The sequence below is a fragment of the Paenibacillus swuensis genome, assembly GCF_001644605.1.
GTDB classification, from domain to species: Bacteria; Bacillota; Bacilli; order Paenibacillales; family DY6; genus Paenibacillus_N; species Paenibacillus_N swuensis.
Window position 1 is genome coordinate 2,545,976 of record NZ_CP011388.1, and the last position, 16,525, is coordinate 2,562,500.

At 50.1% G+C, this 16,525-nt stretch carries 9 protein-coding genes (1 of these 9 only partly in view); 7 read left to right on the forward strand and 2 right to left on the reverse strand.

Annotation, left to right across the window (positions count from 1 at the left end):
- Window positions 1–66: 66 nt before the first annotated feature.
- Window positions 67–2,064 carry an excinuclease ABC subunit UvrB gene (uvrB, locus tag SY83_RS11155; RefSeq protein WP_068606510.1) on the forward strand — a complete coding sequence of 666 codons (1,998 nt, stop codon included), beginning with the start codon at window positions 67–69 and terminating at the stop codon, window positions 2,062–2,064.
- 26 nt (window positions 2,065–2,090) lie between these two features.
- Window positions 2,091–5,210, forward strand: coding sequence for an excinuclease ABC subunit UvrA (gene uvrA, locus SY83_RS11160; RefSeq protein ID WP_231891448.1), 3,120 nt, complete (start codon window positions 2,091–2,093; stop codon window positions 5,208–5,210).
- Between the two features lie 640 nt (window positions 5,211–5,850).
- On the opposite strand, the gene SY83_RS11165 is transcribed toward uvrA, so the two are convergent.
- Window positions 5,851–7,473: a nitrite/sulfite reductase gene (locus tag SY83_RS11165; RefSeq protein WP_068606512.1), complete on the reverse strand. Its 1,623-nt coding sequence runs from the start codon at window positions 7,471–7,473 to the stop codon at window positions 5,851–5,853.
- 279 nt (window positions 7,474–7,752) lie between these two features.
- Between SY83_RS11165 and SY83_RS11170 the strand changes: the two genes are divergently transcribed.
- Complete coding sequence (locus tag SY83_RS11170; RefSeq protein ID WP_068606514.1) at window positions 7,753–7,968, forward strand: hypothetical protein; 216 nt, start codon at window positions 7,753–7,755, stop codon at window positions 7,966–7,968.
- Window positions 7,969–8,057: 89 nt separating this feature from the next.
- On the opposite strand, the gene SY83_RS11175 is transcribed toward SY83_RS11170, so the two are convergent.
- Window positions 8,058–9,026: a sugar phosphate isomerase/epimerase family protein gene (locus SY83_RS11175; RefSeq protein WP_068606516.1), complete on the reverse strand. Its 969-nt coding sequence runs from the start codon at window positions 9,024–9,026 to the stop codon at window positions 8,058–8,060.
- Window positions 9,027–9,240: 214 nt separating this feature from the next.
- Between SY83_RS11175 and SY83_RS11180 the strand changes: the two genes are divergently transcribed.
- From SY83_RS11180 to ligA, 4 genes are all read left to right on the forward strand, one after another.
- A complete protein-coding gene (locus SY83_RS11180; protein WP_068606518.1) occupies window positions 9,241–11,748 on the forward strand; it encodes a U32 family peptidase in 2,508 nt (835 codons plus the stop codon).
- 162 nt (window positions 11,749–11,910) lie between these two features.
- A complete protein-coding gene (pcrB, locus tag SY83_RS11185; RefSeq protein WP_231891238.1) occupies window positions 11,911–12,606 on the forward strand; it encodes a heptaprenylglyceryl phosphate synthase in 696 nt (231 codons plus the stop codon).
- A gap of 17 nt (window positions 12,607–12,623) precedes the next feature.
- Window positions 12,624–14,927: a DNA helicase PcrA gene (gene pcrA, locus SY83_RS11190; protein ID WP_068606520.1), complete on the forward strand. Its 2,304-nt coding sequence runs from the start codon at window positions 12,624–12,626 to the stop codon at window positions 14,925–14,927.
- Window positions 14,928–14,996: 69 nt separating this feature from the next.
- Window positions 14,997–16,525, forward strand: the 5' portion of a protein-coding gene (gene ligA / locus SY83_RS11195) for an NAD-dependent DNA ligase LigA (protein ID WP_068611057.1). The gene runs 493 nt beyond the window's last position; 1,529 of the gene's 2,022 nt are visible here — the first part of the coding sequence; it begins with the start codon at window positions 14,997–14,999; its stop codon lies off the right edge, out of view.

The following is a 16,525-nucleotide window of genomic DNA, read 5'->3' on the forward strand; positions in this document are numbered from 1 at the left end:
AGCATTCCTATCCATAATTGACCACATCATTGTTGATTCAAAATATAGATGAAATCAGGTGAAAGAATGAGCGATGTTATCGTTAGCGACAAGAAATTTGAATTGGTTTCTGAGTTTACGCCTCAAGGCGATCAGCCGGCCGCGATTGAACAGCTATTACGCTCCATTCAAACCGGACAGAAGCATCAAACATTGCTGGGAGCGACAGGTACGGGGAAGACGTTTACGGCGGCGCAGGTTATAGCCAAGTTGAACCGTCCTACTCTTGTCATTGCCCACAACAAGACTCTAGCGGCACAGTTGTGCGCGGAGTTCAAGGAGTTCTTTCCCAATAACGCGGTCGAATACTTCGTAAGTTATTACGATTATTACCAGCCGGAAGCCTATATTCCTTCCTCCGACACGTTCATTGAGAAGGACTCCAGCATCAACGACGAGATCGACAAGCTTCGCCATGCCGCGACGAGCGCGTTGTTTGAACGACGGGATGTCATCATCGTGGCCAGTGTGTCCTGTATTTACGGTCTAGGTTCGCCGAAAGAGTACTATGAGATGGTCATGTCTCTGCGCGTCGGTCAGGAACGATCCCGTAATGACATTCTGCATCGCTTGATTGACATTCAGTATCAGCGTAATGACATGAATTTCATTCGCGGTACGTTCCGCGTGCGCGGGGATGTAATTGAGATTTTCCCTGCCTCCAAGGGCGAGCAAGCGATTCGGGTCGAGCTGTTTGGCGATGAAGTTGAACGGATTACGGAAATCGACGTGTTGACGGGTGAAGTGCTGGGCGAGCGCGATCATGTTGCGATCTTCCCGGCGTCTCACTTTGTTACCCGTGAAGAAACGATGAAGCGGGCCATCGTGAATATTGAACGCGAATTGGAAGAGCGATTGACGTTCCTGCGCGAGAACAACAAGCTGCTTGAAGCCCAGCGGCTGGAGCAACGGACCAGGTACGACCTGGAAATGATGCAGGAGATGGGTTTCTGTTCAGGGATTGAGAACTATTCCGGACCGATGACGTTCCGTGAGCGCGGCGAGCCGCCTTATACGCTGCTGGACTTCTTCCCGAAAGACGACATGTTGATTGTTGTCGATGAGTCGCACGTGACTTTGCCGCAGGTTCGGGCGATGTATAACGGTGACCAGGCTCGTAAAGAAATGTTGGTCGAGCATGGTTTCCGACTACCTTCCGCCAAGGATAACCGTCCATTGCGTTTCGAGGAATTTGAGGAGCGGATAAACCAGGCTATGTACATTTCGGCGACACCGGGACCTTATGAGCTGGAGCATTGTCCCGAGATGGTGCAACAAATCATTCGTCCAACCGGGTTGGTTGATCCTGTCATTGAGATTCGTCCGACTAAAGGGCAGATTGATGATCTGTTGGAAGAGATTCGTGTAAGAGTGGCTAAGGACGAACGTGTCTTGGTTACGACGTTAACGAAGAAGATGTCCGAGGATTTAACGGATTATATGAAGGAAGTCGGCATCAAAGTTAAATATTTGCACTCCGACATCAAGACGTTGGAGCGGATGCAGATTCTTCGAGATTTACGGATCGGTACGTTCCATGTGCTGATCGGAATTAACTTGTTGCGGGAAGGTCTGGATTTACCGGAGGTTACGCTGGTATCCATTCTGGACGCGGACAAAGAAGGTTTCCTTCGTTCGGAGCGCTCCCTCATTCAAACGATTGGACGCGCCGCCCGTAACTCCGAGGGTAGGGTTATTATGTACGCGGACCGAATCACAGACTCTATGGCCAAGGCGATGTCTGAGACCGAGCGCCGGCGTACCATTCAGGAAGCCTATAACGAGAAACACGGCATAACACCGCAGACGATTCGCAAGAAAGTACGCGATGTCATCGAAGCAACGAAAGTTGCGGAAGAGAAGGCGGATTATCTGACAGATCAAGCGGGTAAAATGTCTAAGAAGGACAGAGCCTTGCTGATTGAGAGATTAGAAGTGGAAATGAAAGACGCCGCGAAGAATTTGCAGTTTGAACGAGCTGCCGAGCTTCGGGACGCATTAATGGAATTGAAAGCTCAAGGCTAATCGGATAAGGGGATGTGGAGAGACAAGTGTCACTGGACAAAATCGTGATCAAAGGTGCTCGCGCGCACAATCTGAAGAATATAGATGTTACAATACCGCGCGATAAATTTGTCGTTTTGACGGGACTCAGCGGTTCGGGGAAATCATCGCTCGCATTTGATACCATTTACGCGGAAGGACAGCGTCGTTATGTGGAGTCTCTCTCCGCGTACGCCCGTCAGTTTCTGGGGAACATGGATAAGCCGGATGTGGACTCCATTGAGGGTCTTTCCCCGGCGATATCGATTGATCAGAAGACAACAAGCCGTAACCCCCGTTCCACGGTAGGTACGGTTACAGAGATATATGATTATTTGCGGTTGCTGTTTGCCCGGATCGGGCGTCCGCATTGTCCGGTTCACGGGATTGAAATTACATCCCAGACCGTGCAACAGATCGTTGATCGTCTCATGGAATATCCGGAACGGACCAAGATTCAGATCTTGGCGCCGCTTATTTCCGGACGTAAAGGCGAACATACGAAAGTGCTTGCGGATATTCAGAAGGAAGGTTTTGTTCGGGTACGCGTGAACGGCGAAGTTCGCGACGTTACGGATAAGATTGAATTGGAGAAGAACAAGAAGCATAACATCGAAGTTGTTGTGGACCGGATTGTGATCAAGGATGATATTGAAACACGCTTGGCCGACTCTGTGGAGACGGCTCTGAAGTGGGGCGAAGGCCGTGTTCTCATCGATGTCATTGATCAGGAAGAGCTGATGTTCAGCACGAATTTGGCTTGCCCGGAATGCGGCTTCAGCATTGACGAATTGGCTCCGAGAATGTTTTCTTTCAACAGTCCGTTCGGGGCTTGCCCGGATTGTGACGGTCTCGGCATGAAGATGATTGTGGACCCGGACATGCTTGTGCCGGATATGAGCAAGTCCATTGATAACGGAGCATTTGAGGCATGGGCAGGTTCTACCTCCAATTACTATCCTCAATTTCTGGCTTCCGTGTGTAAACATTACGGAATTCGTACGGATGTGCCTGTTTCCGATCTGACAGCCGAGCAGATGAAGAAATTGTTGAACGGTACAGGAGGAGAGCGAGTCAAGTTCCGCTACCAGAATGAATTTGGACATACCAAGGAAGCTCTGGTTCCGTTTGAAGGTATCATTCGTAATCTGGAGCGGCGTTATCGGGATACAGCCTCTGAAGGTATACGTGAATACATTGAAGCTTATATGAGCGCGAAGCCTTGCGGTTCCTGTAAAGGCAAGCGTCTTAAACCTGAGATTCTCGCAGTAACCATTGATAAGTTGAACATTGCGGATTTAACGGAACAGTCCATTGGCGAAGCGCAGAAGATTTTTAACGGACTGGATCTCAATGAGAAGGAACGCACGATTGCGAACCTGATCCTTAAAGAAATTAGCGCTCGCCTAGGCTTCCTGGTCAACGTAGGACTGGATTATTTGACGCTGAGCCGCGCAGCCGGAACGTTATCCGGCGGTGAAGCTCAACGGATCCGACTAGCCACGCAGATTGGTTCAAGCTTGATGGGTGTTCTGTATATTCTGGATGAGCCGAGTATCGGGTTGCATCAGAGGGATAATGACCGTCTTATTCAGACCCTTGAACATATGCGGGACTTAGGTAACACCTTGATTGTCGTCGAGCATGATGAGGACACGATGCTGGCTTCCGATTATATTATTGATATCGGTCCCGGCGCGGGTATCCATGGAGGACAAGTTGTCGCTCAGGGAACTCCGCAGGAAATTATGAATGACAATAACTCACTTACCGGTCAATATCTAAGCGGTAAGAAGTTCATCCCGATCCCGAAGAAGCGGCGCAAGACGAACGGCAAATGGCTTGAGATTCGCGGCGCTAAGGAGAACAACCTGAAGAACGTGAATGCCAAAATTCCATTAGGTGTATTTACGGCTGTTACCGGGGTCTCCGGCTCCGGTAAGAGTACGCTTATTAACGAAATTCTCTACAAAGCGTTAGCTCGCGATTTAAACCGCGCCAAAGCGCGTCCGGGGGAACACAAGGAGATCAAAGGTCTGGATCTCGTAGACAAGGTTATTGAGATTGACCAGTCTCCGATCGGACGTACTCCTCGTTCCAATCCGGCGACATATACCGGCGTGTTTGACGACATTAGGGACGTGTTTTCCGTCACGAATGAAGCCAAGATGCGCGGATACAAGAAAGGCCGCTTCAGCTTTAATGTGAAAGGCGGTCGTTGTGAAGCTTGCCGCGGCGACGGGATTATTAAGATTGAGATGCATTTCTTGCCGGACGTCTATGTACCGTGTGAAATTTGCAAGGGCAGCCGGTATAATCGCGAGACGCTTGAAGTGAAATATAAGAATAAGAACATTTCCGAGATTCTGGATTTAACGATTGAAGACTCCGTGGAGTTCTTCAAGAACATTCCGAAGATTCACCGCAAGTTAAATACGTTGCTGGATGTTGGTTTGGGCTACATGAAGCTTGGACAGCCTGCGACGACATTGTCGGGCGGGGAAGCTCAGCGTGTGAAGTTGGCCGCTGAACTTTATCGCAGAAGCACGGGCAAGACGATTTACATTCTGGATGAGCCTACAACAGGTCTTCACATCCACGACATCGACCGTTTGCTGGAAGTGCTTCATCGCTTAGTCGATAACGGCGAATCCGTGTTGGTGATCGAGCACAATCTGGATGTCATTAAGACAGCCGATTACATTCTGGATCTGGGTCCTGAAGGGGGCAGCGGCGGAGGTGTTATCATCGCATCGGGTACACCTGAGGATATCGTAAAAGTGGATCTTTCATATACGGGGCGCTACTTGAAGCCGGTACTCGAACGGGACCGCAAACGTACCGATGAGATGGATGACGCTGACGGTTCTACGGAAGGTTCATCGGGAACGGCGACGGGAAAGAAGAAGTTGAAGAAGGCTAAGGGAGCCGTAGCAACTGAATCGGACTACGATCAAGGCTCTGCCAGCAATGTAGATGGCACAGATTCAACGGCTGAGCAGCTAGATGAAACTATGGCAGAGACGATTCGCATAGCGGTGGAATCTGACCTTGCAAACGCGGCTGCCGAACCGGCAGAAGCTAAAGATGTTCCAGAAGCTGAACCGGTTGAGGTTTTGGATAAATAGACTGATTAACTGAAATATAAATTAAAGAGGGAAACATCTGTTATCTATGATAATAGGGTTTCCCTTTTTTTATATGATAGAAAATACATAATTTTAGGTGATAACTAGGGTTTACATTTCTTTAGGGGGGCGATAGTTGTACTTGTTTTTAACCCGAATGCTGGGTTATCCCAAAGGCTCAGTGGAGTGATAAAAGCAGGCAATGAAGTGATATTTAGAAAATCAGAGCTTATGATCAGAAGAATTAAAATCAAATTTTAAACAAAGCGATAGTCTGGTTAATGTTTAGAGTAAGAGAGATAAACTACAAAGACACAATCCTCACTCCCCTTACGCAATACAGGAACAAACGTTCTGTATATGTCATATAATACCAAACATATGTTCTTATTACAACTGATTTTTGAAAAGAACGAATATTATTTTTACCTGATTCTTAGGGATAACCCAGCATTGGAACTAATATAATGTTCACCTGATTCTTCGGGATAACCCAGCATCGGTGCTGAAACCCATTTAATACTTGGCAGTTAAGCGAACAACATCGATCCAGCAACAGAATTCGGGATAGAGCATTTGGCGTATTAAAAACGCAAAAAAGGCAGGAAGGGAAATTCCCTCACTGCCTTATCCATTTAATTTAAGCTACAATTTCAGTCAGCAACTCCGTTAATTTCTCCTGGAACGTCGGCAGACCAACACGTTGAACGTATTTGTGGAACGTTTCGCCTTCCAACTTGTTGTTCTTGTAGAAAAGGACCAACTCTTTCAACACCGGTGCCACACGATCGTGACGCACACGGCCTTTCAGAGCGGTATTGAACGTCGCATCCGGACCCAACGTACCGCCAACCGCGATATCAAACGCATCCACCATACCCTCAGGTGTCTTTACAAGCGCGCCTTGCAAACCGATGTCCGCGATATGTTTCTGTCCGCAAGAGTTCGGGCATCCGATGAAGTGAATACGCACTTCTTCATCAATCCGACCCAGCTCGTTGTCCAAGTATTTAGCTACTTCACGCGCGAATTCTTTGGTCTCAACCAATGCCAAGTTACAGAACTCGTTTCCTGTGCAAGATACGGTGCGGCTCATGAAACGGTTCGGGAACGGAGTCAGACGCTCCAACACCTGCTCTGCCAACAACGCGTCCACTTTCTCGTTCGGTACGCCCGCCAGAATAATGTTCTGGGACTGGGTTGTGCGCACGGTTCCGTCTCCGTATTCATCCGCCAAGCGAGCCAACTCATCCAGCTCATCGCTGTTCAAACGGCCAACCGGCACGTTCAAGCCGACATAAGACAATCCTTCTTGCTTCTGTGGATGAACGCCGTCGTAATAAGAAGAAGTCCAGCCCACAGTCTTGTCTTCGCCGCGCTCCGGCATAGGACCGATCAGCTCAAGAAGTTTCTCCTGGAACTTTTCAACGCCCCAATCCGCAATCAGGAATTTCAAGCGGGAATGGTGACGCTTCTCACGATAACCATGGTCACGGTAGATCACGGTAATGCCTTCGGCTACCTTCAACACCTCTTCCGGACGAATGAACATATTCATTTGACGGGCAAGGAAAGGTTTAGCGGAAAGTCCGCCGCCCACATGCGCGTGGAAACCGATAACTTCTGCACCGTCGATCACCTTAACCGCAGGCGTAAAGGCCAGGCAGTTAATCTCAGCGTTCCCGTTGTTATGAATGTTGCTGGAGATCGACATTTTGTACTTACGCGGCAGGTTGGAGAAATCCCGGTTCATCAAGAAGAAATCATTCACTTCTTCCACGAGCGCCGAAGTATCCATTAATTCATCTTTATCGATGCCTTGCAGCGGATTTCCAACGATGGTACGAGGGCAGTCGCCGCACGCCTCATAGGAGTACAACCCGACTTCCTCCAGCCTTTTGAAAATATCAGGCATATCTTCAACCTTCAACCAATGGTACTGAATCGCTTGGCGAGTAGTCACATCAATCAGTCCGCGGCCATAATCTCTGCCTAAGCTTGCGATTGCACGGGTCTGAGCCGAAGTAAGCACACCGGAGTTGATCCGAATCCGCATCATAAAATAGCCGTCTTTAGGCTTTTGTTCATAGACACCCGCCCATTTAAACCGAAGCATATCGTCCGGGTCAATTGCAGCGTAACCTTTGTCCGCGTATTCCTCAATAATGGTGCGTATTACGTCCAAGCCGTCCTTCTGGATTTTAGCAAATTCAAATTTATTCAACTTAGACGGATCTTCCATCCAAATCGGTTCGTATGCCATAATATTTCCCCCTCATCCTGAGTTGTTCTTGTTAATTCCGATAATTTTAGTATGAATATAATGATAGTACCACATTTTAAGACCATTCGTATACGATTTCATGAAGGCAAGCTATAAGACTTTGTTATAAAAGATAGGAGATATCCTTATACGGACCCCAACGACCTGCCGGTTGTGACAAACTTGTTAAAAGTATGCGTTAGCACTTGCATCCGCGACCCAAGATAGATAACATAGATTAATATAGGAATATTGTGTGAACTAAAAAGGAGGGCCCCCATGTTTCTGGCAGAAGAGGCGGCAAAGACTACAAGTAATTTTGATCCGTTTGATCTATTCATTATCGCATTCACCGTTATCGTCCTGATTGGATTTCTGCGTTTGTTGAAAGCGCCCGAGAAGAATAAATTTGCAATCGGTTTCGGCGGAGTCAGTCTGTTGGTGTTCCTGTTTTTGGATTACCTGATGATCAAGAACTGGCTGGGCTTGCTGTAGCATTGTAATTTTTTTGAAAGAATGAACTATACTCGTAACGCCAAAAAAAGCCCGACACAGCCAAACTGTATCGGGCTTTCTCTATGAGCTTAAACCCACCACATCTCGCCAACAGGCTCTTTGATGAGAATTTGCTGCAGGTTGTTAACCGCTTTGGTGAAGCCTTCGTCGATCGACATCAAGCCGTCTTCGTGCTCAATACTCACAACGTAATCGTAGCCTACCAAGCGAAGCGCGCTCAGAATGTCCGCCCACACTTTAAGATCATGACCATAGCCGACGGTACGGAACTGCCATGCGCGATCCAGCATCAAGGAATAAGACTGCATGTCCGTTACGCCGTGTTTGTTGACGTTAATCGGGTCAATCGTTGTATCCTTGGCATGGAAATGATGAATAGCTCCTTCGCGGCCCAAAATATGAACAGCTTGCACCGGATCAATCCCTTGCCACCACATGTGACTAGGATCCAGGTTCGCGCCGATCACTTCGCCGGCTGCTTCACGCAAACGCAACAATGTAGCAGGAGTGTGAACGGAGAATCCGCCATGCAACTCCAAGCCGAATTTCACGCCGCGGTCGGATGCGAATTTACCGGTTTCGGTCCAGTAAGGAATAACCTTGTTCGTCCATTGCCAGTCCAAAATTTCTTGGAAATCATTCGGCCATGGAGCTACCGGCCAGTTCGGATATTTCGCGTCTTCATGATCGCCCGGGCAACCGGAGAATGTGTTAACTACAGGAACTTCTAGTCTTTGCGCAAGCTCTACCGTCAAACGGATAATATCATCCGCTTCTTTGGCAATGGCCTTCTGTGGATGAAGAGGGTTGGCATGACAGCTTAATGCGCTGATGGTCAGTCCGCGGGAATCCACGGCTTGTTTGAACGCTTTCAGCTTTCCTTCGTCCGCCAGCAATGCGGCAGGATCGCAATGCGCGTTACCCGGGTATGCGCCCGTTCCAAGCTCTATGGCGTCCAAGCCTTTGGATGCGATGTAATCTAATGCTTCTTCAAACGGTTTCTGAGAAAACAATACTGTAAATACACCTAACTTCATTAATAGCACCTCCGAATTAGAAAACGTATACAAGCTCAAGTATACCATTACTCCGCCCAGGGTTAAAAGACAGAGGTTTGCGAAGATTATATGTTATTTTGGCATAAGGCGTCGTTTTTTGGTAAAATAGGAAATTGGGTATCCGCATGGAATTCAGACCCTGAATTAAGGTACACTAGTAGTAGAAGAAAGCAACACACTTGGAGGAAACCGAATGAATCAGCACCAACTTACAATAGATGATGTAGAGTTACTGGCGCCGGCAGGGGATTGGGATTGCATGAAGGCGGCGGTGGCGAACGGAGCTAACGCGATCTTTTTTGGGGTAGAGAAGTTCAATGCCCGGGCACGCGGCAAAAACTTTACCATGGCCGAGCTGCCGGAGATCATGTCTTTTCTTCACAGTTACGGGGTTAAAGGATTTCTTACGTTTAATATTCTTGTTTTTGAAAATGAATTGCCTGACGCCAAGCAACTGATCGACGCTTGTATTGATGCGGGTGTGGACGCTGTAATCGTGCAGGACCTGGGTTTGGTCCGGATGATCCGCGAAATTTCCCCGGACTTCCCGATTCACGGCTCCACGCAGATGACGATTACGTCGCCGGAAGCGGTGGAATTCACGAAGCCGTTCGACATCGAACGGGTCGTGCTGGGCCGGGAGAACAACCTGAAGCAGATCAAGACCATCGGCGACCAGGCGAAGCTGCCGATGGAAGTATTCGTGCACGGCGCGCTGTGCGTTTCCTATTCCGGACAATGCCTCACATCGGAGATGTGGGGCGGCCGGTCCGCGAACCGGGGCGAATGCGCGCAGGCGTGCCGTTTGCCGTACGACCTCATGGTCGACGGCGTGCACCAGCCGATGGGCGACATCGCATACCTGCTGTCGCCCAAGGATCTCGCGGCACTGGAACTTGTGCCGGAGCTCATTGAAGCTGGCGTGACTTCGTTCAAGATCGAGGGGCGTCTGAAGAGCCCCGAGTATGTCGCGAACGTCGTCAGCAAATATCGCAAAGCGATCGACCGCTACTTCGAGGGACAGAATCCACGTCCGGAGAAGGAAGAGCTGCGGGAGCTGCAGCAGAGCTTTTCCCGCGGCTTTACCCATGGGTTCCTGACGGGCACCAACAATAAAGAGTTGGTGGAAGGAACCTTCCCTAAGAGCCGCGGCGTGTATTTGGGACGGGTCAAGGAAATTCTCCGCGACGCCGTCATCTGTGAACTGGAGGCGCCGGTGAAGCGCGGCGACGGCATCGTGTTCGACGCGGGCGACCCGACGAAGAAAGAGGAGGGGGGCCGCGTCTATGATCTTCGCAAGCGGGGCGTGAAGATGGAAGGCGAAGCCGCCGAGGGCGCGGTTATCGAAATCGTGGCGGGCCGTAATGATGTGGACTTGAAGCGGGTGCATGTCGGGGACCGGATCTGGAAGACGAACGATCCGCACCTGGACAAGCGCCTGCGCCAGACGTTCGAGACGGAGAAGCCGTACCATACGTTCCCGGTCGATATCCGTGTGACGGGCGCCGTCGGCGCACCCCTGCGCACGCAGTGGACCGACGCGCGCACAGGCAACTCCGTCCTCGAAGAGACGGAGCTGCCTCTCGAAGCCGCGCAGAAACGCCCGATGGACGAGGCGTTCCTGGCGGAACAACTGGGCCGCCTCGGCGGCACGCTCTTTGAGCTCGGCAAGCTTGACGTCCACCTGCAAGTGGACGTGATTGTGCCGATGCGCGAGCTCAACAACCTCCGTCGCCGCGCGGTGGAGCGGCTGACGGAAGAGCGCGGCAAGCCGCCGGTCTACGTCAAACGGGATATTGACGTTTACGGCGATGCCGCGCCGGCTGCGCCGCGTCCGCAGCAGCCGGTGCTGACGGCTTTGTGCCGCAGCCTGGAGCAGGTGCATGCGGTGCTTGAGACGAACGTCGACTTCATCTACGCCGACTTTGAATTTATCAAGCAATTCCCGGCGGCTGTTGAAGCGGTACGCGCCAAAGGCAAGAAGATCGCCTTGGCCACGCCGAGAATTCATATGCCGAACGAGAACGGCTATCATAAGAACATCCTGAACCTGAAGCCTGATGCAGTGCTCGTTCGCAACACAGGCGCGCTTTATTATTATTTGAAGAATCGCCGGGAGAACCCTAATGAGACGCATCCGGAACTGATTGGAGATTTCTCGCTGAACATCGCGAATCACAAAGCGGTAGAACTGTTCCTGGAAGCGGGCTGTGACCGGGTAACCCCGTCGTATGACCTGAACATTCAGCAAATGGTGGACATGCTTGGCCGGTCGGACGGTTCCAAGATGGAGCTGGTCATCCATCAGCATTTGCCGATGTTCCATACAGAACATTGCGTTTATTGTACCTTCATGAGCGAAGGCACCGATTTCACCAACTGCGGCCGTCCTTGCGAGGAGAAGCGCGCTTCCCTGCAAGACCGGATCGGCATGTCCCATCCCGTGCGCGTGGATGAAGGTTGCCGGAACACCGTATATAATGCTGTAGAACAGTCCGGGGCGGAATATCTGCAGAATTTCATGGATTTAGGCGTAACCTCATACCGTGTCGAATTCCTGGAAGAAACCGCCGAGAAAGTTCATGAGGTGTTGAGTTTATACAACCGGGCATTGCGCGGAGAAATCAGCGGCAGTCAGGTGTGGAAATCGTTGAAAGCGACCAATCAACTGGGTGTAACACGAGGTCAACTGGTCAAATAAAGAATGGAAGGCTGCCCTAAATGTTTTATTTTAGGCGGCTTTTCTTTTTTTGATATATTTACGAACATATGTTTGTTTGGTAAAATGAAGGAAGCAAATTGACAGTCTCCGAAGGGTAAATTATGCTTGAAATGTACTGTTAAAGTTGGGGGCATATGCGCATTGAAAACAGCTATGAAAGAATGGAAGCATGTATTTAAATTAGATCCCGACCGGGAGATCAGCGATGAGGATTTGGACAGGCTGTGCATGTCCGGTACCGATGCCGTAATCGTAGGCGGTTCCAGCGGCGTAACCTATGACAACACCGTTGATTTACTTTCCCGGATTCGTAAATATACGGTACCGGTTGCTTTGGAAATATCCGTGGCGGAGGCCGTTGTGCCCGCATTTGATCTGTACTTTATCCCTGTGGTACTTAATACATCGCAAGGGGAATGGATTACAGGACGCCACCAGCAAGCGGTGAAAGAATTTAATCATATGACGCCTTGGGAGGAAATCGCTTCTCAGGGATATGTTGTGCTTAACCCGGACTCCGCGGTAGGCAAACTGACAGGCGCGCAGACGGATTTGGATGCCAAGGATGTGGCAGCTTATGCTCAGATGGCTGAACATCTGTTTCGAATGCCGATCTTCTATGTAGAGTACAGCGGCATGTTCGGCGATATGAATCTGGTGCGCAAGGCGCGTAACCAGCTGACCGAAACTCGACTTTTCTACGGCGGCGGGATTGATTGCTTGGAGAAAGCGGAGCAAGCGGCTGAGGCGGCTCACACGATCGTTGTCGGGAATGTGATCTATGAGAATTTAGAGCGCGCGCTTGAGACGGTTAGAGTGAAGGAAGGACAGCATTAGAAAGGAACGATGGCGGGATGAACGAAAGTTTGAATATATTTAAAGCGATAGATCGATTGAATCCTCCCCAGAAGGAAGCGGTGGAAACGGTCGAAGCGCCTCTTCTGATTATGGCTGGAGCGGGCAGCGGCAAGACGCGGGTGTTAACCCATCGCATAGCTTATCTGATTGCCTCGAACAAGGCGGCGCCGTGGAGCATTCTGGCGATTACCTTTACGAATAAAGCGGCGAGAGAAATGCAAGAGCGGGTGTCTAAGCTGGTGGGGCCGTCGGGGCGCGACATATGGGTATCCACATTTCACTCTATGTGTGTGCGTATTTTGCGTAAAGATATCCAGAGGCTAGGGTACTCCTCGAACTTTACGATACTGGACTCTACCGACCAGCTCTCCGTCATCCGGAATTGTATGAAAGAATTGAATGTGGACACGAAGAAATTCGAACCTAAAGCCGTACAAGCGGCCATGTCCACAGCGAAGAACGAATTGATTACGCCGCAGCAGTATGAAGCGAAGATCGGCGACTATTTCCAGGGCATTGTGGCCAAAGTGTACGCGATGTACCAGAAGCGTCTGAAGGCGAACAACTCGCTGGATTTTGATGACTTAATCATGGTCAGTATCCGACTGTTCGAAGAGGCTCCGGACGTGCTCGAGTATTACCAGAATAAATTCAAGTACATCCATGTTGATGAGTATCAGGATACGAACCGGGCCCAGTATATGCTATGCAAAATGATCGCGGACAAACATCAACGTATTTGCGTTGTCGGCGACAGCGATCAATCCATTTATGGCTGGCGCGGGGCGGATATATCCAATATCCTTAACTTTGAGAAGGATTATCCTGACGCCGTGACAATCCTCTTGGAGCAGAATTACCGTTCCACCTCGAATATTTTGAACGCCGCGAATGAAGTCATTAAGCTGAACCTGGGCCGTAAGCCCAAGAATCTGTGGACAGATAAAGAAGGCGGCAAGAAAATTCAGGTTTACCAAGCCGATTCCGAGCATGAGGAAGGATACTTCATTTGCGGGGAGATTATTAAGAACCGTAAATCCGGGAAAACTTATCATGACCACGCCATTTTGTACCGGACGAATGCCCAATCCCGTGTCATAGAGGAAATTCTCATAAAATCAGATATTCCGTATCAGATTGTCGGCGGCATTAAGTTCTATGATCGTAAAGAAATTAAGGATATTCTCGCTTATTTGAGACTGGTTTCCAATCCGGATGATGATATATCGTTGCAACGCGTCATTAACGTCCCTAAGCGGGGAATCGGCGGAACGACGATGGACAAGCTGATGGAAGGGGCACAGATGCGGGGCATCTCGGCTTTCGCTATGCTGCGGAATCTGGATGTGTTGGACATCGCGCCGCGCACCAAGAGCATGATGGCCGAGTTTCGTAATCTAATTGATCATCTTACGCAGATGGTGGAGTACCTCTCGGTTACCGAATTAACAGAGCAAATGCTGGAGATGTCCGAATACAAGCTTGAACTGCATCGTGAAGGGACGATTGAATCCAAGTCCAGGCTGGAGAACATTGAGGAGTTCCTGTCCGTTACGCTGGAGTTTGAGAAACGTAACGACGATAAGTCACTGCTTTCCTTCCTTACCGATTTGGCATTGATCGCGGATATTGATTCCATGGACAAGGATGAGGAAGTGAAGGATTCCGTTGTGCTCATGACGATGCACAGCGCCAAAGGCCTCGAGTTCCCGGTCGTCTTTATCTGCGGCATGGAAGAGAACGTATTCCCGCATTCCCGCGTACAGAATGACGCGGAAGAGCTTGAGGAAGAGCGACGACTGGCTTATGTCGGCATTACCCGTGCGGAGAGAGAACTGTTCCTGACTTCCGCACGCATGCGGACGCTGTTCGGACGAACCGCGGCGAACGCGCCGTCCCGTTTCCTTGAAGAGATCCCCGACGACTTCAAGGAGCTGGTTTCACCGACACGCGGCTTTGGCCGAAGTGTCGGAGGAACGGGCTTCGCGCGCGGCGGGCGCGGAGCGGGCGGTGGCGCCAGCGGCGGCAGCTTCGGCGGAGCTAACCCGTTCGGGGGAGCGGCCTTCGGCGCCGCAAGCGGCGGTCCGGTGAAGACGCAGATGACTTCGGCGCCGGCTGTAAACCGGCCGAAGCCGGGCGAGTTTGGCGTAGGCGACAAAGTGTCCCACGGCAAGTGGGGCACGGGCACGATTGTGGCCATGAAGGGTTCGGGCGACGATACCGAACTCCAGATCGCGTTCCCTGCGCCGGTCGGTGTTAAGCGGCTGTTGGCGGGTTTTGCTCCAATCACCAAAGTGTAACGACATATTGTTGCGCTTGTATATAGATGGAAAGTTAACAAGAGAGGAAGATCCCCTATGTCGACGGCCATGGACGACCGCACCGAGGAGATTCAGCAGCTGATAGACCTGATTCTAAGTCATAATTATCAATATTATACGCTCGACAAGCCTTCCATCAGCGATGCTGAATACGATAAGCTCTATGATCGTTTGGCTCTGCTGGAGAAGGAAACAGGCATTGTCATGCCTCATTCGCCTACGCAACGGATTGGCGGCGATGTGCTTAAAGGTTTTGCGCCTCATAAGCATTTATCGCGGCTGTGGAGTTTGGATAAAGCCCAGAATTTTGAACATCTCCTAGCATGGCAGCAAAGAGCAGTACGATTGATTAACGATTACAACAGCAAGAATCCGGAGACTCCTTTGCCCGAGCCATCCTATGTTATTGAGCTGAAGTATGACGGTTTAACGCTCAATCTTACATATGAGAACGGGGAGTTAGTCTCGGCTGCAACCCGGGGCAACGGCACGGTAGGCGAGGAGATTATGGCACAGGTCAGAACCATTAAATCGGTTCCGCTGCAGATTCCTTTTCGCACGGGCAAGGTTGAGGTTCAAGGTGAAGGCTTGATGTATCTGTCTGTGCTGGAATCTTACAATAAGACGGCTGCGGAGCCGCTCAAGAATGCCCGGAATGCGGCAGCCGGCGCTTTGCGCAATCTCAATCCGAAGGTGACGGCATCGCGTAAATTGGATGCTTTCTTCTATAACATTGGTTACAAGGAAAATTTATCTTTTACGAATCATCGGGAAATGCATGATTTTCTGAGAGAGAATAGGTTCAAGGTCAATTCATTTGCGCACTATTGCGATACGATGGACGATGTATTTACAGAATTGCAGAAGGTGGAAGCTTCGCGCCATGATCTGGACTTTTTGATTGACGGCGCGGTGATTAAGCTCGTGGATTTACGTACCCGTGAAGTGCTGGGGTATACGGATAAATTTCCGCGTTGGGCGGTTGCTTATAAATTTGAGGCTGAGGAAACGACTACGATACTGGAACATGTGAACTGGGAAGTAGGCCGTACCGGCAAAATCACTCCGTTAGCCAACGTAGAACCCGTTGATATCGGTGGCGTGACCGTAAAAAATTGTACGTTAAATAATGTGGGGGATATTGACCGTAAAGGGCTGAAGCACGCGCTGGGCACATTGGTGTACATCCGCAGGGCCAATGACGTAATCCCTGAGATGATCGGTAAAGTGACCGATGAACAAGACGGTGGTGAAATTATTGCGCCTACACACTGTCCGGCATGCGGTTCTGTGTTGGAAGAGAAGGGCGCGCATCTTTTCTGCGTGAACAAGTACGGTTGCCGTCCGCAATTAGTGGGCCGTATTGTACATTTTGCATCCCGGGATGCTATGGATATTGAGACATTCAGTAATATGACGGCGGAGCAGTTATATGATGAGCGGGGGGTTAAAGACCCGGCAGACCTCTATGACCTGACTTTGGAAGATTTGATGGGTCTTGCGCGGTTTGGAACCAAGAAGGCGACAAACTTGCTGGCATCCATTGAGAAGAGCAAGGAAGTTGATCTTGCATCCTT

Excerpts from the sequence above, each read along its gene's own strand:
- uvrB (WP_068606510.1), top strand. The coding sequence starts at position 67 with ATGAGCGATGTTATCGTTAGCGACAAGAAATTTGAATTGGTTTCTGAG.
- SY83_RS11180 (WP_068606518.1), top strand. The coding sequence starts at position 9,241 with ATGAATCAGCACCAACTTACAATAGATGATGTAGAGTTACTGGCGCCG.
- SY83_RS11175 (WP_068606516.1), bottom strand. The coding sequence starts at position 9,026 with ATGAAGTTAGGTGTATTTACAGTATTGTTTTCTCAGAAACCGTTTGAA.
- SY83_RS11170 (WP_068606514.1), top strand. The coding sequence starts at position 7,753 with ATGTTTCTGGCAGAAGAGGCGGCAAAGACTACAAGTAATTTTGATCCG.
- SY83_RS11165 (WP_068606512.1), bottom strand. The coding sequence starts at position 7,473 with ATGGCATACGAACCGATTTGGATGGAAGATCCGTCTAAGTTGAATAAA.
- pcrA (WP_068606520.1), top strand. The coding sequence starts at position 12,624 with ATGAACGAAAGTTTGAATATATTTAAAGCGATAGATCGATTGAATCCT.